The sequence below is a fragment of the Sulfurospirillum diekertiae genome, assembly GCF_002309535.1.
GTDB classification, from domain to species: domain Bacteria; phylum Campylobacterota; class Campylobacteria; order Campylobacterales; family Sulfurospirillaceae; genus Sulfurospirillum; species Sulfurospirillum diekertiae.
Window position 1 is genome coordinate 1,189,843 of the sequence record NZ_CP023275.1, and the last position, 24,474, is coordinate 1,214,316.

Consider the following 24,474-nt stretch of genomic DNA (forward strand, 5'->3'; position numbering starts at 1 on the left):
AAAATGGGCAAAAAAGGAGAAAAGATGAAACTTACTAAATTAAGTATGGTTGCAATTGCCATTTTAGGACTTGGTAGTCATGTTTATGCGGCAGATACACTGGCAGATGCTTTCAAAAATGGTAAAGTAAATGGCACGTTAAAAGCGTGGTATTGGGATCGAAATGATGATGGTAACTTCTATCCAAAAGCTGATCATCAAAATATTTTGAATGTTGGTGTAGAGCTTGGTTATGTAACCGATACTTTATATGGTTTAAGACTTGGTTTTACATACCAAGGTAGTTCTTCTCCATTTGCAACAGATGATGCAAAAAAACTTTTCAATAAAGAAGAATCTGGTCAAGGTTCAGTCCTCTCTGAAGCGTATTTGGGTTACCAAATTGGAAAAACAGATGTGAAAGTTGGACGACAATACATTACAACGCCTCTTATTTCAGGTAATCCAACACGTTTCTTTAGAGAGTCTTTTGAGGGTGCGACAATTACCAATATGGATTTACCTCAAACAACACTTTATGCAAACTATGTGGGTAAATTCCAAGGTAGAACAGGCGATGTCTTTAATGGTAATTTTTTAACACCTACTGGGGCTAATAATTATTCTTATGATGCGCCAGAATTTACAAAACAAATTATTATAGCTGGGGCTGGTCCAACTGCATTTGGATTTGATGGTGCTTATTCATTGGGGGCTATTAACAAATCTGTTTCAAATCTTACATTATCCGCACAATTTGCTCAAGCACATGATGTGGTTATGAGTGGTGTTAATGGTAAAGGTCCTTATGGTGCTTCTTTTGCTAGTGCAACAGATGATATTTCATTTTATTACTCAGAAGCGAATTATGTTCTTCCTATGAGTAATTATAAGCTTCTCTTCGATGCAAACTACAGAGGTTCACGTGCAGGTAGTGGACTTGATGTGGCACATATAGATGGTAATATGTTGGGACTTCGTGCTGGTTTCTCTGAGCTTTATGGCTTTGGTGGAACTATTGCATATACAACTGTAAGTAATGGAGATGATGCACTTCTTGGTCTTGGTAATGGACCATCATGTTATACTATGCTTTCCATTCGTGGACCTTTGGTATTTAATAGCTTTGCAGGTATGGATACCTATAGATTTGGTGCAACCTATAATTTCTCACAAGTGGGTATTACAGGACTTACCTCTGAATTAGCGTATGTTACGGCAAAACAAGATACTCAATCTACAGCAACTATTTCAACTGCAACCAATGCGAAAGCAGAGATTGAAGGCTATTCAGCAAGGCTTACTTATGCAGTTCCTGCACTTAAAGGGTTAACAACTGAAGTCACTTATGTATCCTTTGACAAAGATTATTTTGTTTCTGGTGCAAAAATAAAGTCTTATGATACTGACGAATTATGGTTTAACGTAAATTATAAGTTTTAGTCTATTGAGTGATTCCAAGTAATTTGGAATCATTCAAATTTTTGTTTGAAAAACCTAGTACGCTAATCATTCTTGGTATAATAAATTAATTATAGTATTAAAGAATATCATTAGAAATAGTGTTATTGTAAAATCATACTAATACAACGAAAAGGAGAAAAGTGAAAGTTCTTTTTCTTGAACCAGATCGGGAGTTAGCAGATAATGTTGACGTTTACCTCAATGGATTACGTTTAAAAATGAATATGAAGAAAATACAATCTGAAGAAGAGATCATGCAAGAAGGCTCTTCTTTACTAGACTATTCTCTTTTTATTCTCAACCTCAAAAATCCTACCGACCCTTCTATGATGAAATTTATCAGGCAAAGAGGAAGTGACGCTCCTATTTTGCTCATTTTAGACAAAGTGGCTAGTTCTCGTATGCTACAAACCCTTTATTATCTCTCATACGATGATGTTATTATCAAAGATTTTTCTCCTGATGAGATCGCTTTTAGGATTTACAAATTGTGTCATATTTGGAATGATGATACTTTTTGTTTAGCAAAAGACGTCTGTTTTGATTTTAAAAATGCTCTCTTTATTTATAAAGAAGATAAGATTTTTTTAGGTAGGAAAGAAGCACTGTTCCTCAAATATTTACTAGCCAAATCTCCACATATCGTTTCATCTGACGAAATTGTGTGTTATGTTTACCATAATGAAGTGATTAGCCAAGAGCGCATTAGATCACTTGTGCGACAGTTGCGCGCAAAACTTTTGCCTTTTCATCTTATTGAAACGGTTAAAGGCGAGGGATATAGAATCGTCAATACAAAAATAGAAGAAGAAATGGACAGTACAAGTAGTACGATCATAAAATTTTGCCTACCTTTATTGCCCGTTTTTGCAGATTCGTGTTTGTATGCTGCTTTATAGTCATGAAATGATCAAATTAGGATAGTCTATGAACCCTATTCGTGAAATATTAGCAAAGCAAAAAGTGCTTATTATTGATGGTGCCTTTGGTACAGAATTAGAGCGTAAAGGCTATGATATCAACGATTCTCTTTGGTCCGCTAAGTTTTTAATGGAAAAACCAGAGGCCATTGGTGAAGTTCATAAAGACTATCTTGAAGCGGGTTCTGACTGCATTACAACGGCAAGTTACCAAGCCACTTATGAAGGTTTTATGAAGCGTGGATTGAGTGAAAAAGAAGCAAAAGCACTTATCCAATCTTCAGTAAAAATTGCAAAAAATGTGCGTGATACCTTTTGGAAAGATGTCAAAAACCATGCCAAAAGGCCAAAACCTTTAGTTGCAGCTTCGGTGGGGCCTTATGGTGCATACTTAGCCGATGGCTCAGAGTTTAGAGGTCATTATGGGCTGAGCATAGACGAACTAATGATCTTTCATCGCAAGAGGCTTGCCACACTTATTGAAGCAAAACCTGATCTTTTAGCATGTGAAACGATTCCCTGTTTGCTCGAAGCACAAGCACTGTGTAAACTCTTAGAGGCATTTCCTACCATACATGCGTGGGTGAGTTTTAGTGCTAAAGATGGTGTGCACATTAACAGCGGTGAAAGCATGCGTGAATGTGCTCAATTTCTTGATACCCAAAAGCAGATCATTGCTATTGGTATTAACTGCACCGCTCCCCACTATATCGAATCGCTTATTGGTGAAATTAAAGCGGTTTCTTCTAAACCTATCATCGTATACCCCAATGGTGGGGCGACCTACAATGCACTCACTAAAACATGGGACGGACTCTCTAAAAGTGCATCCTATGGAAAAATGGCGTATGTTTGGTATAAAAAGGGTGCAAGCATCATCGGTGGATGTTGTCAAACAACGCCTTTTGATATTGCGCAAATTGCACAATGGGTAAGATACTAATCCTTCTTTAAAATAATGCTGTGAAGTGAATGATTTTCAGTTCACAGCACTTCCCGAAAACTTTTTTATCTTTACATGTAAAGTATATTTTCTACGGAACACTTCTTGTATAGTGTTTAAAAAAGTGACTTTTTTTAGTCGTAATAGTGATAAAAATCTTTTGCATTCTGGTATCAAGCATTCTCTTCCTATTTAAAAAAAAGGTCTATCATCATGTCAGAGCAAAGCCGTACATCTCGTTATAATGCCTATATTCCTGAAGTTGTTGCATATCAAAAAGCATTGGACCAGCTCTCTGAACGGTGGAATTTACTCTCTCTTTTGGGGCAAATGAGTAATATTGGTATGGACATATCAGAGACGAGACAGGCCTTTAGTAATCTGTCAGAGCAACTGTTACAAAGACTTTCCGAAGAGACGGTCAAAAAACTTGCAACAGAACTTGGTGCAAAAGCACAAGTCGCAATAGATATTTTAATTCGTAATCTTTTTGAGCGTACAGCAGATATTGGTTTTCTAGCGATGGATACGATCATTTGTGACTTTGCTCGCATGAACAATGAGGAACAGAAAGTCTCTTTGTCCGCACTGCAAAACCGTTTTCTTGAGTATATTGAAAAGTACAGTGTTTATAATGATGTTTTGCTCTTTTCTCTTGATGGTACGCTTATCGCCTCTACTAAAGATGAAAAAATAGGGAAGCAGATAGAGAGTTCATTGATCTATGAAGCAATACACACATCCAAAGAGTATGTTGAGAGTTTTGGTGTTTTCCCATTAGTAAGTGAAAAAGAGAGTTTACTGTACAGTTATCGTGTGTGTGATGAGAATGGTACACCCCTTGCGGTGCTCTGTTTAGTCTTTAAATTTCAAGATGAGATGCGCGTTATTATCTCCAACCTTATCGAAAATGAGACATGGGCTGATATGCTTGTCTTAGATGAAAATAAGTGTACGATTTACAGTAGTGATCCCTTTCATTATGCTCTTGGAGCTCCACAAAAAACGGCACTTAAAAACTTTGATATCGTTCCTTTTGCTGGAAGTGAGTATGTGGCAAAAACACAATCAACCAAAGGGTATCAAGGTTTTTATGGGCTAGGTTGGATGGGACACGCGCTCATGCCTCTCTCTTTTGCCTTTAATCAAAAACATGAACATGTCCCTTTTACAGAAGAACAGATAAAAATTATAAAAAATTCTTCACTATTTTCTGAAGAGTTTACAAGCATTCCGACGAAAGCTGAAGCGATTCAACGACGTCTTGATCTGACCATTTGGAATGGAAATGTGCAAATTGCCAATCAAAAAAGTGGCGATAACTCTTTTTCAAAATCACTCTTAAATGAAATCTCTCGTACAGGTGCACAAACCAAAAAGACATTTGAAGAGTCCATCAGTAACCTTAACTGGACGGTTGTTGCTTCATTTATCAATCATGCAGCATTTAATGCAAAACTTGCCATTGATATTATGGATCGAAACCTTTATGAGCGTGCCAATGACTGTAGATGGTGGGCTTTAAGTCCTGTATTTATCAAAGCATTTAGCGCAAAATATAAAGAGTGTACGACAATCCGAAAAGAATTTGGGCATGAAATCACCGAAGTTTTGGGAGCTATTAATTCACTGTATACAGTCTATAGCAATCTCTTTTTATTTGATGCACAAGGGTGTGTTATCGCTGTCAGTCAAGAAAAGTATGCTCATTTAATTGGTAAGCGCATAGGGGCACATTACATCGCGCAAACATTAGCGCTTAAAAGTTCCAAAGAGTATGTGGTCAGTCCTTTTGAAAAAACGGAACTCTATGATGGAAAATACACCTACATCTATAGTGCGCCCATTTTTATTGAAGGGGCAAAAGAGGCGCAAGGGGGCATTGGCATTGTTTTTGATGCAGAAGTTCAATTTGAAGCGATGCTTAAAGATGTGGTAGGGGAAGATGAACGTTCCTTTGCTCTTTTCTTAGAAAGTAAAACCAACAATGTTATTGCTTCAACCAATCCTGCTATTTGCATTGGAGAGCGATGTACTTTTTGTGATTCAATGGAAAATATGGTTCTGATTAAAAATGAGTATTATATTATTGGAAAAGGTAAGTCTCAAGGCTATAGAGAGTTTAAATGCAGCGACGGTTACTGTAATGACGTAACTGCAATTGTCTGCATCAAGATCGCAAACCAAGATGCGTGTGTAGAGGATATTTCAAAACAGACTAAAAAGCAGTACCTCTATCCCAAAATTGGTGCATCGGAAAAAACGGTTGAGCTTTCAACTTTTTGGATGAATGGCAATCTCTTTGCTATCGAGAGTCAGCAGATATACGCTGCTCTTGAAGGTCAAGATGTTACACAAGTGATCGGGTGCGATGAAATTTATGTTGGGATGATTACGTGGAATAACAAAACGATTCCTGTGGCTTCTTTAGCGAAGTATTTTCATCACAATATTGCGTATAACAAAGAGTTACACCACATTGTTGTGCTGAAAGGAAGCGACGAAAAGCCTTTTGGTTTGGTGATAGACATGGTGCAAGACAGCCCAGAAGTTCCTGTGCGTTGTGTGGATGAAACAAGCCAAGCAATGATGGGTCAACAGACCCTCACGAAAGCCATTGTTAAAGCAGATGCGGGACAAGAGAAAGCAGAGATGCTCTCCATTCTTGACCCTCTTAAAATAGAAAAATATTTACTGATGGAAAAAACAATTTCCAACAGTGAAATGAGAGTCAATTAATCTTTTATCATTGCTTCTTTATCTTTTGTTTCAATAGAGGATAAAAGCGATAAATGAACATTTTCATCAATACTTTTAAGATGCAAATCGTGCTGTGGAAAAGGAATCTCAATACCATTGGCATACAGTGTGTTGTAGATAATAATCAGAAATCTTGAAATAGTTTTGCTCGGTGCTAAAATTTCTTCACCATGAATCCATACTTGCAGTGCAAAATCAACACTACTGCTCCCCATTCCCGTCATAATAACATTAGTGTATTTATCACGGGTAGAAAGAATATCTGGATAGCCACTCTTTGCAACCGCTTCTATAATCACAGCAATCACATGTTCTGGTTTTGTACCATAGGCAACACCAAAAGGAATATCGAAACGTTTGAGTTTATCGTGCATCGTCCAGTTAATCACATTGCCTTCAATGAAATTACGATTAGGAACGATAACATCAATATTGCCGTTAGTATTGAGTGTGGTCGAACGCATGCGAATATCGGAGACATGACCGCGTAAGGTATCGGACAACTCAACAAAATCTCCAATTTTGATGCTTCTCTCAAACATTAAGATAATGCCAGAAACAAAGTTTGAGACAATATTTTGCAGACCAAAACCAATACCCACTGAAAGTGCTCCAGCAACCAGTGCAATAGAGGAGAGATCAATGCCCATGACGTTCAGTGCCACAAAAAAAGCTGTGATGACAATAACGTAGTAGCCGATATTGGATAAAATTGTGCGTGTCGCTAGGTTGATAGACTTACTATTATGGGTCATTCTTTTAATGCTGGTTTTATAAAAACCTCCACCAAAAATACCAATGAGAAAAACAAATAAGGCTAAGATCATTTTCAACATACTAATAGGTGAACCATTCACTGTAAAAATGGGTTCACTCATAATATTCCAAGACATTTTAAGGATATTTTTGAACTCTTGTACCGTTGAGCCTTTAAGGGTATCTATTGTGCCAAAATAATTTTTTTCCATATTATGGAGTAAAGTGGCAATGGACTCTTGGATAACCTTTGCATTTTCTAAACTAGAAACCGCATCAAGAATATTTTTTTCCAAAACAAATACTTTTTTGTTTTTAGATTTTAAGGCATCTGAAAATTCTGAAAATAATGAAGTGATCGTTGCTCTGACTGCTTTATTGTAGGCATCTTCTTTGGTATTGATTGCCGCAGTTGAAATACCTTTGTCGTGCGTATCCCCTAAGAGTTCAAAACGCTCTTTTTTAACTAAAAAATTATCAATCGTTGCACGTAATTTCAAAGCTTCATCTTGCGCCATGACGGTTTTTTTAGGCAGATTTTCAGAATCAAAGGTAATGCTTTTTAGCGATTCATTTAACATCTTATCGATGGAGAGTATCTCATTGACCATCATTTCATTTTGGTCTTTATACTCTAGAAATGACTTTGTGTACAGAGCACTTTGAAGCTCCAGTGTACGCTCTGAGGAATTGTTGTTCTCTAAACTTTTTATTTCTTTGGTTAAGGATTTTATTTTGGTGTCAATCGATTGGATTTTTTTCGTCAGAGAATCTTTTTTAAGCGTATCATCGATGTAACGATTAAAAAGAGCGTTATATTCATCAACATTTGTAGGTACACTTAAGGTAGTATTGGTAACGGTTGCGGGGATGGTATTGATCAATTTTTCAAGCAATACTTTTTGTAAAGCAATTTCATCATTTGATACTTTTGACTCTTTGATCGTTTTTAAGAGGTTAATATAGACGGATTTATCTGCATTAATTAAAGAGGAATTTTGGTCATCTGCAAGAGCATTATGTGAGACGAACAAAAGTAAAAGTATGAACGATTTTAAGACACGCATAACCATTTGATTCTCCAACATTGAATAGGCATTTTAAAAGCTAATTATACCTTCTCTGTATTTAAAACACATTTGCAATACATTAATACATTATTCATAAGGTTTTGATAGATAAACTCTCACAAATGTGAAGATATAAACTCCTTTTCTTGCTCTTTTAATATAATCATTTCCAACGGAACACTTCTTGTAAATGTATGAATAACGTTTAGCATAGGAGGATAAAAAGATGGTCAAGGTAGCGTTTTTTACAAACGATCTCAAAAACATTGATGCCCATTTTGGTTCAGGAGAGCAATTTGCCGTGTACGACGTAGGTGCTGAGGGTTTTTCACTCTCTAGCGTTGTTCAAACAGGTGAAGAGCGAACGGAAGGCAGAGTCGAGATGTTACAACATGAGAACATTGACATTATGTACTGCATCGAAATTGGACCTGCAGCGGCTGCCAAAGTCGTCAACGGTAAAATCTTCCCTATCAAATACAAAGAAGTAGTGAGCATTGAAACAGAGCTGAATAAACTTCAAACCATGATAGCAACGAATCCTCCACCGTTTATCAAAAAAATCTTAGAAGCGAGAGGATAAGGCTATGAATGAACTTGAAAAGTTGTTCATAGAGACTCTAACGTCTCAGATGAGAGCACTTGACCAATTTGGTACTTGGGCAAAAAAAAGCGATGAAGAAGTTTTGAGTGAAAAATATATTAAGAGTAAAGATGCACTGAAAAATATTCCTATTATTGCGGATATTGATGAGATGCAAATCCAAGATATTCGTCTGATTTTCCAGTCAATAGCTTTAGCTTTTGAGCTTAAAACAAACATTATGTGTTCTGTAGTCATGGAAATGAGCCACGAAGGATTCGGGCGTGCGGTTGTTATAGCTGAAAAAATTGTTGTTACCAATAAGTTTTTCAAAGATGCCCATCGTTACAGTTTTAGAACGTATGAAGATCTCGTTAAAGAAGGTGGCAAAATGTTAAAAGATGCTATCGAAATTTACGAAACCTATAAAAAATAATCAGGATAGAACATGGCAAAGGTTGGTATATTTTACGCAAGTGCGGGCGGTAATACAACATTGGTAGCGGAGGCTTTAAAAGAAGCCTATGAGCTTGAAGATGATGATTGTATTTTAATGGAAGATGATTTTGACAGTGTTGAGCAATTTGACAATTATGATGCACTTTTTATTGGTTCTTCAACATGGGGTCAAGGCGATGTGCATTTTAGTTGGGTTGATCCACTCTTTGAAATCACTTCTGAAAACATTAGTTTTACAGGTAAAAAAGTTGCATTTTTTGGTGCAGGTGATAGCAAAACACATGGTGAACATTTTTGTTCAGCTCTTGGCAAATTCAATCAAATCTTTACCAAAGCAGGAGCAAATGTCATCGGTTTTGTTGACAAAGAAGCGTATACCTATACAGCATCTTTAGCTGAAGTTGGCGATAAACTCTGTGGTTTAGCGATTGATAATATTAACGAAGAAGATAAAACAAGTGAACGTATTGAAAATTGGATAGAACAGTTAAAAGGCGAATTATAAAAGCGTGAATAAGCTTTACATGTAAACATGAGATCAAGCTTTTTGTTTTGTGTTAAGGCATCTATAAAAATAGTGAAAAGGATAAAAAATGAAAACGTTGGATCAATATTACAAACTAAAAGATGCAGAAGATTTTTTTGAGTTTTTTGGTGTTGAGTACGATAAGCACATCGTTGAAGTCAAGCGTTTTCATATTATGAAAGAGTATGGAACCCTTATTAAAAAAGGGTTTGAGAATTTTAATGGTAATGAAAAATACCTGATGGATTTTCTAAAATTTGCTTTGATCCGTGTTTATATGGATTACAAACATGGACATGCTCCTAGTGCGGCCGAAGTCTGGGGAATGTTGGAAGACGGCAAAGCCAAAGGGTGTTTAGCATGTGCTATATCATCGGAAGGAGGAAACTGTGCCTGCTAATGATGAAATTGTTTTGCATGATAGTGTGACCGCAAAACTTTCGGGGAAAGATGAGCCAAAAGCGAAATTTTTTCTGGGGCAAAAAGTACAACTTTTGGAAGATGTTAAGAATGATGGAACCTATCCTTATCTTAAAATCGGTGAGGTGATGATTAAAAAAGGCTCAGTGGGGTACATTCGTACTATTGGTGAGTTTTTGCAAGTCATTCGTGTGTACGAAGTTCATTTTTTAGATGCAGAGGCGGTTGTTGAGGTCATTGGATGTCGGGAACATGAGCTTGAAGCACTTGAACCTTATCGTGATCTTGAAGCCGAAGAAGTTGAATGGATGATGAATCACTATAACCAAAGTTAAACATAAGAGTCATAAAAAAAGTTCTGAAAGAAAACGAATAAAACAAATCTTAGTAAGGAGGAAAAGTCATGGCGAAAGTAATCTTTATGCATTTTGATAAAGAAAAAGATGGTATCTACGATGCCAAAATAGGCGAACCAGTGGTGCGTTTAGCAAAAGAGAAGGGGATTCCTATCACTTTTGATCCTAAAGACCATTCAACATGTTTGATAAATGTTGAGAATATTAGCGAAGAAGAGCCTACCAGTTACATGGAAGACGAAGAGCTTGATGAGCTTGTAAAACTTGGCGCTATTAGCCAAGAAGATGCTGATATTTGCCAACAGTTCACAGTTAGCCCAAAAGTGCGCATCGCTTCAATGATGATGATCAAGGGCGATGTTTTAATTAAACCATTTAAAAAGTAAAGGATCACGTATGACAACAAGAGTAGAAATTATCAATGATTTTTTAGCAATTAATGTTAAACCGGGCGCAACGATTCAAGATGTTGTTGAAGCAAGTGGTAGTGCGCTTCCTTTTGGTTGCCGTGATGGTCAATGTGGCACATGTGCTGTTGAGATCGTTCAAGGTATGGAGTTTTTGTCTCCAAAAAATGAAAAAGAAGTTAAAGTGCTTAAAGAGATCTGCTTTGGCACCTGTACTCCAAACACTCGTCTTGCATGTCAGATGAAAATCGACAAGCCAAACGGCGTTGTAAGAATTAAATACTAAGATTGTTCTAAGAGTTCTTGAAGAACTCTAACGTAGTGTTCACAGTGATACTTTGCACACTACGTTATCTCTCCTGTACCTTTTCATCCAAATTCATATCTGCATTGTTATGGTATTTCTGAAAAATACAAACTATATGCGTAAAAATTAAGCAGCAATAACTTCTAAAAACACCAGAGCTTTGGGCATAATTTACGCATGAGAAGTATCAACCTAGAATTCAAACAAAAGCAGAGTCTAAACCTCTCTTTAAAACTTTGGCTCCCACTGTTACAGCTTCCTCTTCAAGAGTTAAGTACGCACCTTGAAACATTGTCGTACGAAAACCCTTTTTTAGAGGTTAAGCGCCCCTTTGAACAAAACCTAGGTTCTAGCCATGGTATCGTCGAAGAGTTGGTACTGGGTAGCGAGTCTTTGCATGAAAAAATCATTGAGCAGATTGTACCACCCCTTTTCCCAACACCTATTTCTCAAAAAGTCGCCCATGAAATATTGTGTGACATTACCGATGAGGGCTATTTTGATGGCGATATGGAAAAAATTGCACAGACGTGTGGTGTGTATACAGAATATGTTGAGCGTATTCGTCAGCGTTTTTCCAAACTTGAGCCATATGGTGTTGGTGCACTAGATAGCAAAGAGTCGTTTGTTTTTCAATTAGATGCTCTCAGCGATGACATTGACGATGAACTATATAATCTAGTTCTCAAGATGATCGATCAGATGGCCAAGGTCGATAAATTTTCAAGGCATGGGCGTTTTGAAGAAGCCAAAGCGGTCATTAAAAAATTTGCGAATCCTCCCGCTTTAGAGTATCAATCAACACCTAAACAGATTATTCCCGATTTTTTTGTTGAAGTTGATGATGATATTAAACTACGTATCAACAACGACTATTATCCTGATATTCTCATCACCGACCCGTTTTCAAGTAAGAGTGAGAACATCAAAGAGAAGCTCAAAGAGGCACGTGACATCGTCAATCTTTTGGAACTTCGCAAAACAACGCTTTATAAGATCGTTCTTTTAGTGGTAGAGAGGCAGCTCTCTTTCTTTGTCGGTGGCGAATTAAAACCACTCAATATGAGTACACTTGCCGATGAGCTCTCGTTTGCAGAGTCCACCATCTCACGAGCCATCTCAAATAAATACATTGAGTCTAAGCAGGGAATTTTTCCACTTAAATCGTTCTTTACCAATGCGGTCTCATCCAAAGAGCTTTCATCTTCGGAAATAAAGAATTTTATCAATCAACTGATAGAATACGAAGATAAAAGTGAGCCGCTCACCGATGATGATTTATTGGAGCGCATTGAAAAACGTTTTAACATTAAGATGGTGAGACGCACCATCACCAAATACCGCAAATTGATGAACGTAGCATCATCGAAAGAGCGCAAGAAAATCTATAAGGTACAAGCATGAATACAACTACACATGAGAGCAGTGATAGCAGATACAGCAAACTTGAGATGCTCAAACTTGAGCGCGAAGTGATGGTTTTTTTACAAGGCTATGCCAAAAATCGCTATTCAAAGTATGTCATAGCACCGCATATTGCCGCCATGTCTTTGCAGATGAATCATCTCTATGAAGCAATGGGGTTTAAAAATCGTGTCCAGATGGGAAAGTACATGAAGTGCCATTTCCCAAAACTGGCTGAAATTAAACCTGTCGACAAATTGTGGAAGAAATTTCTCTACGATTCTATCAACAGAGTTGCCCCTTTTTGCTTTACATGTAAAGACAATTCGAACTGCTTTGCATGCCAGTTGGCGGGATAAAGCATCTTTAAAAAGGTCAAAACAATGATTCGGTTTGCCGACGAAAATGATTTGGAAGCCATTTTAACAATTTACAACGATGCGATTTTAAATACTACTGCTGTTTATACCTATGTAGCAAAAACATTGGAAGAACGACAACTTTGGTTCCACAAAAAGAACGAAGAAGGCTATCCTCTGTGGGTGTATGAGTGCGATGGGAAAGTTGTTGGCTATGCAACCTATGGTTCTTTTAGGAGTAGTTCCGCTTACAAATATACCATTGAGCATTCGGTGTATGTTCACAAAGATTTTCGCAAACAGGGAATTGGAAAAATGCTTCTTGAAACCATTATCGACGATGCCAACGCTAAAGGGTACGCCACCATCGTTGCAGGTATTGATGCGTCTAATGCCAAGAGCATTCATCTGCACGAAAAATTAGGCTTTAGTGTTGCTGGAATTGTTCATAAAGCAGGGTACAAATTTGGTCAATGGCTTGATTTAGCCTTTTACGAACTTCAACTTGATTGCCCCAAAAATCCTACGGAAGGGTGAGTTTAGACTTTACATGTAAAGCCTTATTCCAGAGCAAATGCATTTATTATGCGTGTGTTTCTATTGTAAAAAAAGGGTTATGCGCGATTTCCCATAAATGACTGTCAGGGTCTTTAAAATAGCCGCTGTATCCGCCCCAGAATACTTTTTGAGGTTGTTTGGTAGGGGTCGCACCTGCTTTGATGGCTTCTTGAAAGAGTTCATCCACTTCAGCTTCACTGCCAAGCATATGCGCAAGAGTAACACCATGAAAGGTACTTTCATCAAATGTAACGTTTGCATCTTCTGCGAGTGCTTTTTTCTCATAGAGCGCAAGCCATGTTCCGTTGAGCGTAAAGAATGCAATGTTCTCTTCATAAGGAAATCCCAGCCCTTTTTGATAAAATGCAATAGACTTCGCCATATCACTGACCCCTAAGGTAATCATACTCATGTAGGGTTTCATTGTTTTCCTTTACATGTAAAGATTTAGAGGACTTTTAAAACCATGCTATTGCACAAATCATCGCTTTCAAACTGTGTCCTATCACCCGCTTTGAGATTGGGGACGGGGAAGAGTCTGACGGTGAGGGGTTTATTGAGTCTAAAGGCAAGTGTTCCTGTATCGGCGCAAATAGCGGCAATTTTTTCCACCGATGTGTCTCCTTCGATGGGTACGGTATCGAGCCCGATGCCACACACTGCGGAGTATTGAAGCAAAGCTCTGATGTCAAATTCATGGCGTGTGGTCGCATCGGCTAAGCCTTGATCTTCTACAACGGCGAGCATCAATCCTGAAAAACCGATGAGCTCACATCCCTTTTGCGCCTTAAAGACTTTGGTTAACAGGGCAGAAGCTTCAAGCGTTCCTGCGGCACCAAAGAAAGGCACGCCTAAAAGTTTATAGACATCGACCATCGAAGCGCAGTTTTTTGACGGTGCGGCGGAGGTATCGATGCCCGCAAAGTTTGTTTTGTAAGGATGTTCATAAGCATGGGTAATGTCAAGAATTTCAGTAATGTGGTACTGTAACGCATCACGCATAATGGCATAGGATTTTTGCATTTTAAGATTATGATTTTTTTCTTTTTTGAGACTTTTGAGTGCTTCTACAAGGAGGTCAGGCGTTTCAAGTCCGAGAGCAAAGCAGTTTTCATCATGGCTGTTATGGTAAGACGCTGGAAAATAGGGAATGTGTGACTTACAGTTATAGTTAATCGTAAAGTTAAAGTTGCCTTCGCCTCGTGGAGTAATGTGACCGATCTCTTCTACCGCTTTGGCACAACACAGTGTTAAGTCACGATCAACGATGCCGAGTTCATCGACACTAATATTCACACACGCGTTGCAAATATCGCCAAAGGCTTTGATCATCTCAGGTAAAAGAGCGATCTCTTCTTCTGTTTTAGCTTCACCGATAGCAAATCGAATACGGATTTTTGGCATAGATGGACTTTTGAGTACCGTAGCAAGGGCTTGCATGTCTTTGAGAACAGCATGATATGACGAGGTATGAAGATACTCTCCAAAAGGATTGGTCACAATGCGAATGGATTGAACATGGTAACCATGCGTTTTAAATTCATGTGCTAAATCGCCGCCAAAGCTCGCTGCTTTAAAAATCGCTTCTTCCCAAGTGCTTTTTTCTTTGTCTAATGTCACAAAGGAGGTAATGGTGCGAATTTTACATAAATCTTTATTTTTGAGGCTTTCTTTTACCATCGATCTTCCTTGAGCGATTTACAAAATGATAGCTAAATCATTTTGAGATGTAAAGGTGTAAAATTGTACTAAATGCTTATTTTATAGGCTGTAAAAGGATATAATTTAAAAGAGTTCATTGAAAAGGGTGCCAATGTTTTTGAAAGTAATATTTGTGCTTGGATTGTTTTGTTCGTTATATGCGGAAGATGCAATGATTGCTAAACTTTTTGATGATGAAACTATAACAGGGACAATGCTCATCGAGTCATTAGACGGTACAGAACACTCTGTGTACAACGATGAGCGCGCCAACATGCCGCTGCTTCCCGCTTCGACGTTTAAAATTCCCAATACACTCATAGCGCTTCAAGAAGGTGTGGTTAACGCAGACTCGATCATTGTTTGGGACAAAGTAGAACGAAGTGTGAGAGCATGGAATCAAGACCAAACACTCAAATCTGCCTTTAAAAGTTCGTGTGTCTGGTGCTATCAGTCTTTTGCACGTAAGATCGGGTTGGAAAAGTACAATGAGTATCTACAGAAGCTTCACTATGGCAATGAAACAACAGGGCATAATGTTGAGCGTTTTTGGCTCGATGGAGAGCTCCGCATTAGCGCTTATGAGCAGATAGCCTTTTTGAAAAAGCTTTACAAAAATGCTTTACCGTTTCAGCAAGAACATATGGATTTACTCAAAAGTATCATGATCGACGAGCAGGGTGAAAATTATATCATTCGAGCGAAAACAGGTTGGGCAGTACCAAAAGATGCAGAGCACCATGGCTGGTATGTAGGGTATGTAGAGAGTCCAAAAGGAGTTTATTTCTTTGCGACCAATCTTGTCATTGAATCAACCGATGAGCTTCCTCTTCGTAAACTTATGACAGTCCAAGCACTAAAAAATAAGGGTATTGTTGAGTGAATTATCTTTACATGTAAAAATAATTTACGAGCTCATGTGTGGGTGATTTTGCTCAAAAAATTCTTTGAGCGCATCATATCTTAAAGGTTTTGCATAAAAGTAGCCTTGAAACCTGTCACAATCTAAGCTTTTTAGCATGGCTTCTTGCTCTTGCGTTTCCACTCCTTCCGCTAAAATATATAAGTCTAAATTTTTACCAATCATAATGATGTTTTGAACCATTTTTTCAGCTGTAATATCATTTAAAATTGTATCCACAAAGCTTTTGTCGATTTTTAACTCATCGATAGGCAACTTGCGTAAGATACTTAAAGAAGAATACCCTGTACCAAAATCGTCCATCGAAATATGCAATCCCATACCGCGTATTTTTTGCAAAAGTGGCAAAATGTAGTCAATATCTTCAATAAACAAACTCTCCGTAATTTCAAGGCACAATGAAATAGATGCTAGCTTTGCACGATCTATCTCTTTAGTCAGTTTTTCTAAAAAATGGATTTCCATAAATTGTTTGATGGAAATATTGACAGAAGTTTGAAAGGATGTGCCGAGTTCCATTTGCAATGCTTTCATCTCTTTGAGGGTTGTACTCATAATAAAATGTCCAAGTTGAGGCATAAGTCCAGATGCTTCTGCGATAGGGATGAATTGATCTGGAGGAACTAGTCCCAGCTCTTCACTTTGCCACCTTATAAGTGCTTCAACACCATAAATAACGCCATGCTTATCTACTTGTGGCTGGTACACCATATAGAGTTCATTATTTGTTAGAGCTTTGTGCAGGGCTTGTTCAACATTGACACGGTTAAGGTAGCCTTCTTGCATGGAGGGCAGAAAAAGATGAACGCTATTTCGCTGTTTTTTAGCTTCGTACATGGCAATATCGGAAGCCCGTAAAAGCATATCTAAGGTCGTGCCATGTTCTGGGTACTTGGCAATACCGACACTCACGCCAATAACAAAGTTAAATTGTTTGATATGATAGGGCTTTAACAACTCTATTGTCATATTTTGTATATGTGAAAGAAGCTTAGTGTCGTCATCTATCAAATAAGAACTCAAAATAATAAACTCATCACCACCTTGTCGAATCACAACACTCTCTTTTTGTACAAGACTTAAGAGACGTTTTGAAAATTCAATCAGAACCATATCCCCAAAATAATGACCAAAACTGTCATTGATATTTTTAAAATGGTCCATATCGATATAATAGAGATTAAAAGGTGGAGCTCCATGATATACCCAATCTTGAATGTATTGTTGTAAATAATTACGGTTTGGTAGCTGCGTGAGTGTATCGTGGGTGGCTTGGAACGTCAAATCTGCTCTTCGTTTGTTCTCTGCATTTGCAACCATTTTGAAGAGTAAAAATAAAATCATATGTATAACGATAAAGATAAGCCCATAAATAATCAAATTTTGAATAAAATCATACATAATTTGAGAATGATCTACCTCTGAGAGTATCCATAGTTCGTAACGAGGTTCATATTTAAGAGCGATTTGTATACGTCTTCCCTCAATTGAAGAAGTTTCAACCGTATAAATTTCACTTTTTTGTTTCATCTCTTCAATCGAAATGTTGTATTTTTGGCTAATATCGTTAAATAGAGTTTGCAAAAAATGATTGGGAAGAGGTGCTTCGTAAAGATTCTTAGATATTTCATGGTTAGAGGATTGAAATTGGACAAAGTGATCACGATCTCGAATGAGGGTCACGGTATTGTAATCACCCAAGGAAAGATTTTCGGTATAAATCTTAAAAGCGCCTTCTATTCCAATGCCTGCTGTCATGACGCCAATAGGTTGCTCCAACTCATCATAAGCTGTTTTGCGAATGGGAATGCCCCAACGCCCACTCCCCGCAATAAAATAGGTTCTTCCTAGTACCATCTTTTTCTGGGTGAGTGTATAATCAAAGGAGTCTCGTGTAACCGCTTCTGTTCTTAAATTGGGACGTTTCGATTTATCAAAATTAGAGCTGGTGTAGAGATACGTACCTTCAACATCGGTAAAGCCAAAAGAGACAACCGAAGGATTAAGAGCACGTAAATCGTCTAAAATATTTGGATCTTTTTCTCTAGCAATTTCATTCCCTAAAAGATTGAGCATCATCTCTTGGGTTAGAAAAAGAGAGTCGGTTGCATTGGAAACAAGCTTAACCAGATTGATTTGATCCGTCTCGTATTTTTGATGGATACTGTTCAGTTGAATGTACGAAACAATGCCTAAAAAGAGAAGCGCACTTGCTAAAAGGATATAAAAAATAGTCCAAATATTTTTTTGAAGAGTAGCCAAAAGAAACTCCTTTTGTCACAATGATTAATCATAACATAATTTCTTGGTCATGTAATAAAAGATGGAATAAAGTGCCAAAAATAAAGAAGGTATTTTGCCTTCTTTATTTATTCTTTACGTTTTAAAAAGGTTTCGATCTCTTCAATGGCTTTTTTATTTGAGAGGTTAAATTTGATTTCAATGCGCCTTGAAGCTTCTTTGTCTTCAACCCCATTTTTAAAGATACGATCACTGTAAGCTCGTCCATTGGCGCTGAGGTATTTTTGAAGAAGTGCCGTACGTTTTTCATCGAGAGAATAGATAAACGCCATAACCGAATAGGCTCTCTTTTGCGAAAGATCAAGGTTGTGCATGTAAGACCCATCGGAGTCTGTGTGTCCTTCAATGACGATATGGTCGATATTTTCACGTATCGTAGCATCATTTAACAGTACATCAAGGTAGGGTTGCAGTGTCTCTGTCAGCTGTTTTTTCGCTTCAGGTTTAAGCTCATACGAACCGACGTCAAAGAGTACGGAAGCAGGCAGACGAATCGCACCGCTGTTGGGGTCAATGTTGATCTTTTTGCCCAGTTTTTCTTTAAGTTCTTGTATCACTTTGATGCGAATTCCCGTGAGGTTTTTGATACGAGATTTTGTTAAATTTAGATCTTCAACTAACTGCTGATGCGCAGCAGTGCTTTCCAGCAATTTGGCACTTAACAAAGCAAGCTCACCCTCTTTTAGCTTAAGCGTTTGGGTCGTTGTCCCAAGTTCCATTTGGCTTGCAACAAGTTCACCTTTCACTTCGTCACGAGCAAGCTCTGTGTCAAGCAGGAGTTTTTTGAGGCTTTCAATTTCTCTGTCGCTGAGTTGGAGTTTTGCAGTGCTTACATTGAGATCATTCTCTTTTTGAGCAAGTAACTCTTGTGCGATTTGCAACGAAGCACTTGTGACATTCATGTCAGAACGTAGCCTTAAAAAATCTTGCTTTTTCTGTATAAGCTCTTCTTGGCTAAGCTGCAAAACTCTTTTTTGCTCTTCAAGATCGTTTTTGATCCCTTTAAGATCGGTTTGTACATAGACATATTTGACAACAATCGCGCCAATAAGCAAAATAAAAACAAACAACAGTCCTGCCATGAGGTCAGCGTATGAAACCCAAAAGTTTTGGTCTGAGCTTTGAGATCGGTTGTAACGCATTATTTTAACGCATCCATTTTTTGGATAATCTCTTCGGTTTCCGCATCGATGATCTTCAAGCTCTCTTTGAGTGATTCAACTTCTTCATTCGAAGGTGCTTCATTGCGTGCAACACTCGTTGCTTTAAGGACTCTGAGCATCTCTTGGTTGGTTGCTATCATCTCTTCATTACTCTCTGCCATCTTTACATGTAACGTAGTTGTGTTCTCGTTGAATTGGTTGAGTTTGGTGAGCATATCTTCATAAACATGTACCAAGTCGCGCTGTTTTTCCTGCGATTTTGCAAGCATTTCCATGCCGTCTTTGATGTGTTCAGCACCTCTTTTGACCGCTGCCGCTTCTAGGGTGAGCATCTCATCAAAGAGCTCAAATTTCGCTTCAATATTTTTACCTAGACGCTCAAAAAAGTCGTTGGAACTAAGGTGTTCAAACATTCTTCCAATGCGATCAAAATGTTGAAGATTTTCTTGCAAATACGCATGTTCTATCTCTTCTTTTGACCAAAACAGTGATGCGGTTGACTCTTGGATAAGAGCGACTTCTTTATCAAAACGGCTGAGTCCTCGTTTTTCAAAGAAGATCCACCAAAGTGAGAGTAAGATACCATAGATCGAGACGTAAAACGCTGTGCCAACACCACTTAAAAGAAGGGTTATCTCATTTTCCAAAGCGCCTGCTGTTTGCGAAGAAAAATTAGGCAGGGTTAACGCGATAGAGATAAACGTACCTAAAATACCCATCGTTGGGAAGATAGAAGCCGCAACAGAAGCGTAGTTGTCATTGCGAATGCGTTTGGCATAGGCATCGATGAAATTCTCAAAAGATGCATTGGACTTGACGCTACTACCGATAGGCATGAGGTTTTTGGAAACATACTCGTGAAGTTCAGTTTGAAACTCTTTAGCATAGCGAAGAAACGTACAAGCACCCAGTTCTCCATTGTGTTTGGCAAAAATGAGTGAAACAATGTAGATAAATCCGATAAGAATAATACTATGGATACCTACTTTAAAATGAAGAATGTCTAAAAACCCCAGTAAAAAGTAGATATATGCTAACGTTGGAAGTAAAATGAGCTTCAGATAGACAAAAGCACAGCTACGTTGGGGTGTTTCGAGTGATGCGAGATTTTGGAGTGTTTCGTTCATGTCTTCGTTCATAAAAAGCCTTTGTAAAGTATCTATAATTTCTTTGTGGACTATTATAACGCTTCTTTTTATACAGATGCTTAACAAGCGCTTCAAATTGCTTATAATTAACGTGAGATTAATATTAAAAGACTACAATTTATCATACTAAAAACTCTGTGGTGAGAGAGATACCGCACTGTGTATCACTTTTCAAATGCCTTTCCTTAACCTCTTTAAGGTTCATTCATGTCCTCCAAAAAAGATTTTTTAGAACGTCACAGCATTAAGCAGTTGCTTAAAACGACACTTCATGGTACTATTGAAAATATTGCGACGCATTTAAAGGCTTTTTTACAAACCAAAGACCCTGAAAGCTTGCATCAGTACCGTGTTTACATTCGCACGGCACGCTCTATTTGCTTGGAATTTAGCGAGTTTATGGATGAAAAACGTCAATTTGTCCTTGATAAAACGCTCAAAGTTCTCCAGCAAGAGACCAACGAAATGCGTGATCTTGACGTTTTTATAGAGTCGCTTGATGTCTATAAGCAAAAGGTTGACGATCAGTATTGGGATGATGTTGAACATCTCCAAACACAACTTTTGGCAGAAAAGGAGTTGGCGTATCGTAGTTTTGAAATAAAATTTACGCCCAAGCTTCAAGCCAAGATCATTGAAGAGTTAACCGAATTACAGAACGATGAAAAGCTCTGCCTTCCTAAATCCGAAGAAAAACTGTTCCGTCACATCAAAGCCATCATCGAAAAGCGTCTCAAAAAGATTGCTAAACTCTCCAAAAAGCTTGATATAAAATCTTCCAATGAAAAATTTCATAAACTAAGACTCCACTACAAAAAACTCCGTTATACCTGTGATGCTTTATCTTTCAAACAGTTTGCTAAAAGTTTTAAACCAATTCAAAATGCTTTTGGCAAAGTGCAAGACAAAAATACCCAAATCGAGCGTATCAAACGTTATAATAGCGCCAACAGTGTGGCACTCCAAAAGGTCATTGCGCTTTTAGAAGAAGAAATTGACAATGATAAGCGTGTCTGCATCGAAAAATCGACTAAGGATATCCTCCAAACTATGCACGAAAAATTTGAAAAAATCTTTACATGTAAAGAGTCTTAATTGTGCCAGATTTAGAATACATCGCTCATTATCCTGAACATCTCAAAGATCAGATTCGCCATCTTATTCAAGTAGAAAAATTAGGAGCGTACCTACTTTCCAAGTACCCAACCACGCACAATCTGACAAGTGACAAGGCGCTGTATGCTTATGTGATGGAGATACGAACAGAGTTCCTTCGCAAAAGTGAGCCCATCACCAAAGTGTTATACGATGGCAAGATCAACGACATCAACGACGCGCTTGGCTTGCACCGTGTTACCATCAAAAACCATGGAGGACGCCTTAGAAGTAAAAGCGAAATCCGCGTAGCAACACTGTTTAAAAACACCCCAGAGCCTTTTTTAAAAATGATTTGTGTACACGAACTCGCCCATCTCAAAGAGAAAGAGCACAACAAAGCCTTTTACGCCTTATGCGAAAAAATGGAGCCAAGCTATCATCAGTTGGAGTTTGACGTCAGGCTTTATTTGACGCATTTGGATTTGTTTGGGAAGTTGTATTAGGTTTTACATGTAAAGGGAAGTCGATGAATGAAAATTTAAAAGATATTTTGTCTATATTATCTGATATAGCTACAATACTTGCATTTGCATGGGCAGTGTATGAATTTTACATCAAAAGAAGATTTAAAATTAAAGCTACTGCTTTTCCTCTTCCTCTCAATAAAAGTGAAAAAGAATATCTTTTTTCTTTTAAAGTAATCAATTTATCTGATCAATCTTTAAAAAGAATTGATTATATCGGTCTCTGGATTGAGCGAAAAAATTCATTTGGGCAATTTTGGGAGATTGCACTTAAGGATGTTAGTTACCAAGAAAAGACAGTATTTACAGAAAATATTTTACCCTTTTTAAATTCTGCAGTTCAACAATGCTGTAATGAACAAACAAGATTTGATAAATTAGTTAAGCCTAAATTGAAGATCGTTCTTAGAACAACAATCGATCGTGAAATAAAAGTTACTATTGATGATTTTTTTCAAAAACAAGTAGATGATAAAATTGATATACTATTTAAGAAATATGAGATTAATTAATATCAATTTTGTTAAATTAATAGATAAAGGAATGACATATGAAACTCTCCCAATTCCCTCTCTACATCATCGATGCCTTCACCAACGAACTGTTCAAAGGCAATCAAGCAGCCGTCGTACCACTCAATAATTGGTTATCTGAAAGTGTTATGCAAAGCGTCGCCTCTGAGAACAACCTCTCGGAGACAGCCTTTTTTGTGCGAAACGATGCGGGTGTGCATGAGATACGTTGGTTCTCACCGCTGAAAGAGATCGACTTTTGCGGTCATGCGACTTTGGCGAGTGCGTATGTTATCTTTAACCATTTGGGCGAAAAAGGCACTATCAAATTTTGGGCGAAAGCGGTCAATACTATTGAGGTGAATTTGCGTGACAATGGACTGATTGAAATGAGTTTCCCCAATCGTGCGCCTGAGCGTGTTAGCGAAGTTCCCGAAGCATTAAAAACGGGGCTTTCCATAACGCCACTTGAATTTCACAAAAACCAACAAGCGTACTTTGCGGTGTATGCCAATGAGGACGATGTTAAAAAGGTCGTGCCTGATCTTGAAAAGCTCAAAACCCTTGGACCGCTTGACGTCGTGGTGACCGCTTCTAGTGTGGAGTATGACTTTGCATCACGCTACTTTTGGCCTGCGAACGGTGGGGTGGAAGACCCAGTGACCGGTTCCATTCACGCAGGGTTGGCGCCTTTTTGGGCGAAGCGTTTGGGTAAAACTGAACTTATAGCTTTGCAGGCTTCTCAACGTACGGGTGTGCTAAATTGTCGTGTCATGGAAGAGCGTATTTTTATCTCGGGAACGTGCAAAGCGTATTTGGAAGGCAGTATTAGTATCCCATTTTAGCTTTACATGTAAAGAGACATCATGCGATGTCTCTGGTTTTGTCAAACACTCTTTTGAACTTAAAATTACTACCAAACGTATTGATAATAAGCCCTAAGACAATCAAAAAACAAGCGCTAATCTTTAAGCTTCCGATTGGCTCATTGAACACAAAGTAAGAGCCAAGAAGCCCAAATATAGGCACTAAAAGTGACAGAGGTGCGACGCTTGATGCTGGGTATTTGTGCAGGAGTGAGTTCCAAACCCAGTAGCCCATGAGGGTTGTAGGGTACACTTGAAAGAGAATGGAAAAGATGGCTTTGCCATCAAGATTTTCGAAAAAGTTTACAAACACACTATCGCCTTGCGTAAGGTACGCCAACAAAAAAAGAGGAATCGGCGAGAAGATACTCGCATAAATTAAAAACGCAAAGACCTCTTTTGTTCCCGCTTTTTTGACAATGACATTGGCGATACTCCAAGATATTGCGCCAACTAGTACGAAAAAAAGTCCAAAGTAAGTGACCGTGCCATCGGTAATGCTGATAATAAAAGCAATGCCCGCAAGCGCTGTGACAAATCCTAACTTTTTATGCAGTTGGATTTTTTCATGTAAAACAATAGAACCTAAGATGACCGTAAAAAAAGCACTTAGTTGCAACACCAAAGAAGCAACGCCCGCTGATATGCCAAAGTAAATGCCCAAAGAGACCATACCCCACAGTCCAACGCCAAAGATGAGCCCATAACTTGCAATATGCACCATTGAGACATTGGGCTTTTTGATAAAAAAAATTAGCGGTATGGCACAAAGCAAAAAGCGAAGCCCTGCGAGCATAAAGGGATTTAAGGAGAGGAGTCCTAGCTTGATGATGGAAAAATTAATCCCCCATACAAATGTAATGAAAACCGCCAGTAAGAAGTCTTTTTTTTGCATGAAATGCTCCCAATAATTTAGTATGGGTGAAATCATATCCGTAAAAAAAAATTAATTCTTCACTAGTGTTGCT

General features: G+C 38.0%; 26 protein-coding genes. 19 read left to right on the forward strand and 7 right to left on the reverse strand.

The features are described from left to right. The first annotated feature begins 24 nt into the window (after positions 1–24). The 4 genes from SJPD1_RS06155 (at position 25) to SJPD1_RS06170 (ending at position 6,045) form a co-directional block, all read left to right on the forward strand. On the forward strand, positions 25–1,422 hold the full coding sequence (locus tag SJPD1_RS06155) for an OprD family outer membrane porin (protein ID WP_096046437.1): 1,398 nt from the start codon (positions 25–27) through the stop codon (positions 1,420–1,422). Positions 1,423–1,583: 161 nt separating this feature from the next. Beyond that, the gene (locus SJPD1_RS06160; RefSeq protein ID WP_096046438.1) at positions 1,584–2,342 is read left to right on the forward strand and encodes a winged helix-turn-helix domain-containing protein; all 759 of its coding nucleotides are present in this window, start codon (positions 1,584–1,586) and stop codon (positions 2,340–2,342) included. Positions 2,343–2,370: 28 nt separating this feature from the next. Beyond that, a complete protein-coding gene (mmuM, locus tag SJPD1_RS06165; RefSeq protein ID WP_096046439.1) occupies positions 2,371–3,306 on the forward strand; it encodes a homocysteine S-methyltransferase in 936 nt (311 codons plus the stop codon). Between the two features lie 213 nt (positions 3,307–3,519). Further along, entirely contained in the window at positions 3,520–6,045 is a 2,526-nt protein-coding gene (locus SJPD1_RS06170) for a chemotaxis protein CheW (protein WP_096046440.1), read from the forward strand. Here SJPD1_RS06170 and SJPD1_RS06175 read toward each other — a convergent pair. Next, positions 6,042–7,895, reverse strand: a complete 1,854-nt coding sequence (locus tag SJPD1_RS06175; RefSeq protein ID WP_168171336.1) for a mechanosensitive ion channel family protein — start codon at positions 7,893–7,895, stop codon at positions 6,042–6,044. The genes SJPD1_RS06170 and SJPD1_RS06175 overlap by 4 nt on opposite strands. Before the next feature lie 223 nt (positions 7,896–8,118). On the opposite strand from SJPD1_RS06175, the gene SJPD1_RS06180 reads away from it, so the two are divergent. The 10 genes from SJPD1_RS06180 to SJPD1_RS06225 all read left to right on the forward strand — a co-directional run bounded on the left by SJPD1_RS06180 (position 8,119) and on the right by SJPD1_RS06225 (position 13,250). Then, positions 8,119–8,475: a NifB/NifX family molybdenum-iron cluster-binding protein gene (locus SJPD1_RS06180; RefSeq protein WP_096046442.1), complete on the forward strand. Its 357-nt coding sequence runs from the start codon at positions 8,119–8,121 to the stop codon at positions 8,473–8,475. A gap of 4 nt (positions 8,476–8,479) precedes the next feature. Continuing rightward, positions 8,480–8,911, forward strand: a complete 432-nt coding sequence (locus SJPD1_RS06185; protein ID WP_096046443.1) for a NifX-associated nitrogen fixation protein — start codon at positions 8,480–8,482, stop codon at positions 8,909–8,911. A gap of 12 nt (positions 8,912–8,923) precedes the next feature. After that, on the forward strand, positions 8,924–9,439 hold the full coding sequence (locus SJPD1_RS06190) for a flavodoxin (RefSeq protein WP_096046444.1): 516 nt from the start codon (positions 8,924–8,926) through the stop codon (positions 9,437–9,439). Positions 9,440–9,527: 88 nt separating this feature from the next. Next, positions 9,528–9,860 (forward strand): nitrogenase-stabilizing/protective protein NifW, encoded by a 333-nt coding sequence (locus tag SJPD1_RS06195; RefSeq protein ID WP_087438418.1) that lies wholly within the window; start codon positions 9,528–9,530, stop codon positions 9,858–9,860. Then, positions 9,850–10,215, forward strand: coding sequence for a nitrogen fixation protein NifZ (locus SJPD1_RS06200; protein WP_096046445.1), 366 nt, complete (start codon positions 9,850–9,852; stop codon positions 10,213–10,215). The genes SJPD1_RS06195 and SJPD1_RS06200 overlap by 11 nt, the downstream gene beginning before the upstream one ends. 68 nt (positions 10,216–10,283) lie before the next feature. Further along, positions 10,284–10,622 carry a hypothetical protein gene (locus SJPD1_RS06205; RefSeq protein ID WP_087438420.1) on the forward strand — a complete coding sequence of 113 codons (339 nt, stop codon included), beginning with the start codon at positions 10,284–10,286 and terminating at the stop codon, positions 10,620–10,622. Positions 10,623–10,632: 10 nt separating this feature from the next. Then, positions 10,633–10,929, forward strand: a complete 297-nt coding sequence (locus SJPD1_RS06210) for a 2Fe-2S iron-sulfur cluster-binding protein (protein ID WP_087438421.1) — start codon at positions 10,633–10,635, stop codon at positions 10,927–10,929. A 198-nt stretch (positions 10,930–11,127) separates the two neighbouring features. Then, positions 11,128–12,354, forward strand: a complete 1,227-nt coding sequence (locus tag SJPD1_RS06215) for an RNA polymerase factor sigma-54 (protein ID WP_096046446.1) — start codon at positions 11,128–11,130, stop codon at positions 12,352–12,354. Next, complete coding sequence (locus tag SJPD1_RS06220; RefSeq protein ID WP_168171337.1) at positions 12,351–12,713, forward strand: nitrogen fixation protein NifQ; 363 nt, start codon at positions 12,351–12,353, stop codon at positions 12,711–12,713. The genes SJPD1_RS06215 and SJPD1_RS06220 overlap by 4 nt, the downstream gene beginning before the upstream one ends. A gap of 24 nt (positions 12,714–12,737) precedes the next feature. Next, a complete protein-coding gene (locus tag SJPD1_RS06225; RefSeq protein ID WP_096046447.1) occupies positions 12,738–13,250 on the forward strand; it encodes a GNAT family N-acetyltransferase in 513 nt (170 codons plus the stop codon). Positions 13,251–13,296: 46 nt separating this feature from the next. Here the strand turns inward: SJPD1_RS06225 and SJPD1_RS06230 are convergent, their stop codons facing one another. Next, positions 13,297–13,695 carry a VOC family protein gene (locus SJPD1_RS06230; RefSeq protein ID WP_096046448.1) on the reverse strand — a complete coding sequence of 133 codons (399 nt, stop codon included), beginning with the start codon at positions 13,693–13,695 and terminating at the stop codon, positions 13,297–13,299. A gap of 23 nt (positions 13,696–13,718) precedes the next feature. Further along, a complete protein-coding gene (locus SJPD1_RS06235) occupies positions 13,719–14,951 on the reverse strand; it encodes a DUF711 family protein (RefSeq protein WP_096046449.1) in 1,233 nt (410 codons plus the stop codon). 133 nt (positions 14,952–15,084) lie between these two features. Between SJPD1_RS06235 and blaOXA the strand changes: the two genes are divergently transcribed. Continuing rightward, positions 15,085–15,855 (forward strand): class D beta-lactamase, encoded by a 771-nt coding sequence (gene blaOXA / locus SJPD1_RS06240; RefSeq protein WP_369805692.1) that lies wholly within the window; start codon positions 15,085–15,087, stop codon positions 15,853–15,855. Between the two features lie 24 nt (positions 15,856–15,879). Here blaOXA and SJPD1_RS06245 read toward each other — a convergent pair whose 3' ends face one another. The 3 genes from SJPD1_RS06245 to SJPD1_RS06255 all read right to left on the reverse strand — a co-directional run bounded on the left by SJPD1_RS06245 (position 15,880) and on the right by SJPD1_RS06255 (position 20,497). Then, positions 15,880–18,156: a bifunctional diguanylate cyclase/phosphodiesterase gene (locus SJPD1_RS06245; RefSeq protein WP_096046450.1), complete on the reverse strand. Its 2,277-nt coding sequence runs from the start codon at positions 18,154–18,156 to the stop codon at positions 15,880–15,882. Positions 18,157–18,263: 107 nt separating this feature from the next. After that, on the reverse strand, positions 18,264–19,337 hold the full coding sequence (locus tag SJPD1_RS06250) for an OmpA family protein (protein WP_096046451.1): 1,074 nt from the start codon (positions 19,335–19,337) through the stop codon (positions 18,264–18,266). After that, entirely contained in the window at positions 19,337–20,497 is a 1,161-nt protein-coding gene (locus SJPD1_RS06255) for a MotA/TolQ/ExbB proton channel family protein (protein ID WP_096046452.1), read from the reverse strand. The genes SJPD1_RS06250 and SJPD1_RS06255 overlap by 1 nt, the downstream gene beginning before the upstream one ends. Before the next feature lie 216 nt (positions 20,498–20,713). Here SJPD1_RS06255 and SJPD1_RS06260 point away from each other — a divergent pair, with 216 nt between their 5' ends. From SJPD1_RS06260 to SJPD1_RS06275, 4 genes are read left to right on the forward strand one after another with little or no spacing between them, the layout of a single operon-like run. After that, positions 20,714–21,601 (forward strand): CHAD domain-containing protein, encoded by an 888-nt coding sequence (locus tag SJPD1_RS06260; protein WP_096046453.1) that lies wholly within the window; start codon positions 20,714–20,716, stop codon positions 21,599–21,601. 2 nt (positions 21,602–21,603) lie between these two features. Next, complete coding sequence (locus SJPD1_RS06265; RefSeq protein WP_096046454.1) at positions 21,604–22,107, forward strand: M48 metallopeptidase family protein; 504 nt, start codon at positions 21,604–21,606, stop codon at positions 22,105–22,107. A gap of 23 nt (positions 22,108–22,130) precedes the next feature. Next, entirely contained in the window at positions 22,131–22,640 is a 510-nt protein-coding gene (locus SJPD1_RS06270; protein ID WP_096046455.1) for a hypothetical protein, read from the forward strand. 38 nt (positions 22,641–22,678) lie between these two features. Further along, positions 22,679–23,485, forward strand: coding sequence for a PhzF family phenazine biosynthesis protein (locus SJPD1_RS06275; protein ID WP_096046456.1), 807 nt, complete (start codon positions 22,679–22,681; stop codon positions 23,483–23,485). Positions 23,486–23,504: 19 nt separating this feature from the next. Here SJPD1_RS06275 and SJPD1_RS06280 read toward each other — a convergent pair whose 3' ends face one another. Then, positions 23,505–24,401 carry an EamA family transporter gene (locus tag SJPD1_RS06280; RefSeq protein ID WP_096046457.1) on the reverse strand — a complete coding sequence of 299 codons (897 nt, stop codon included), beginning with the start codon at positions 24,399–24,401 and terminating at the stop codon, positions 23,505–23,507. Between the last annotated feature and the right edge of the window lie 73 nt (positions 24,402–24,474).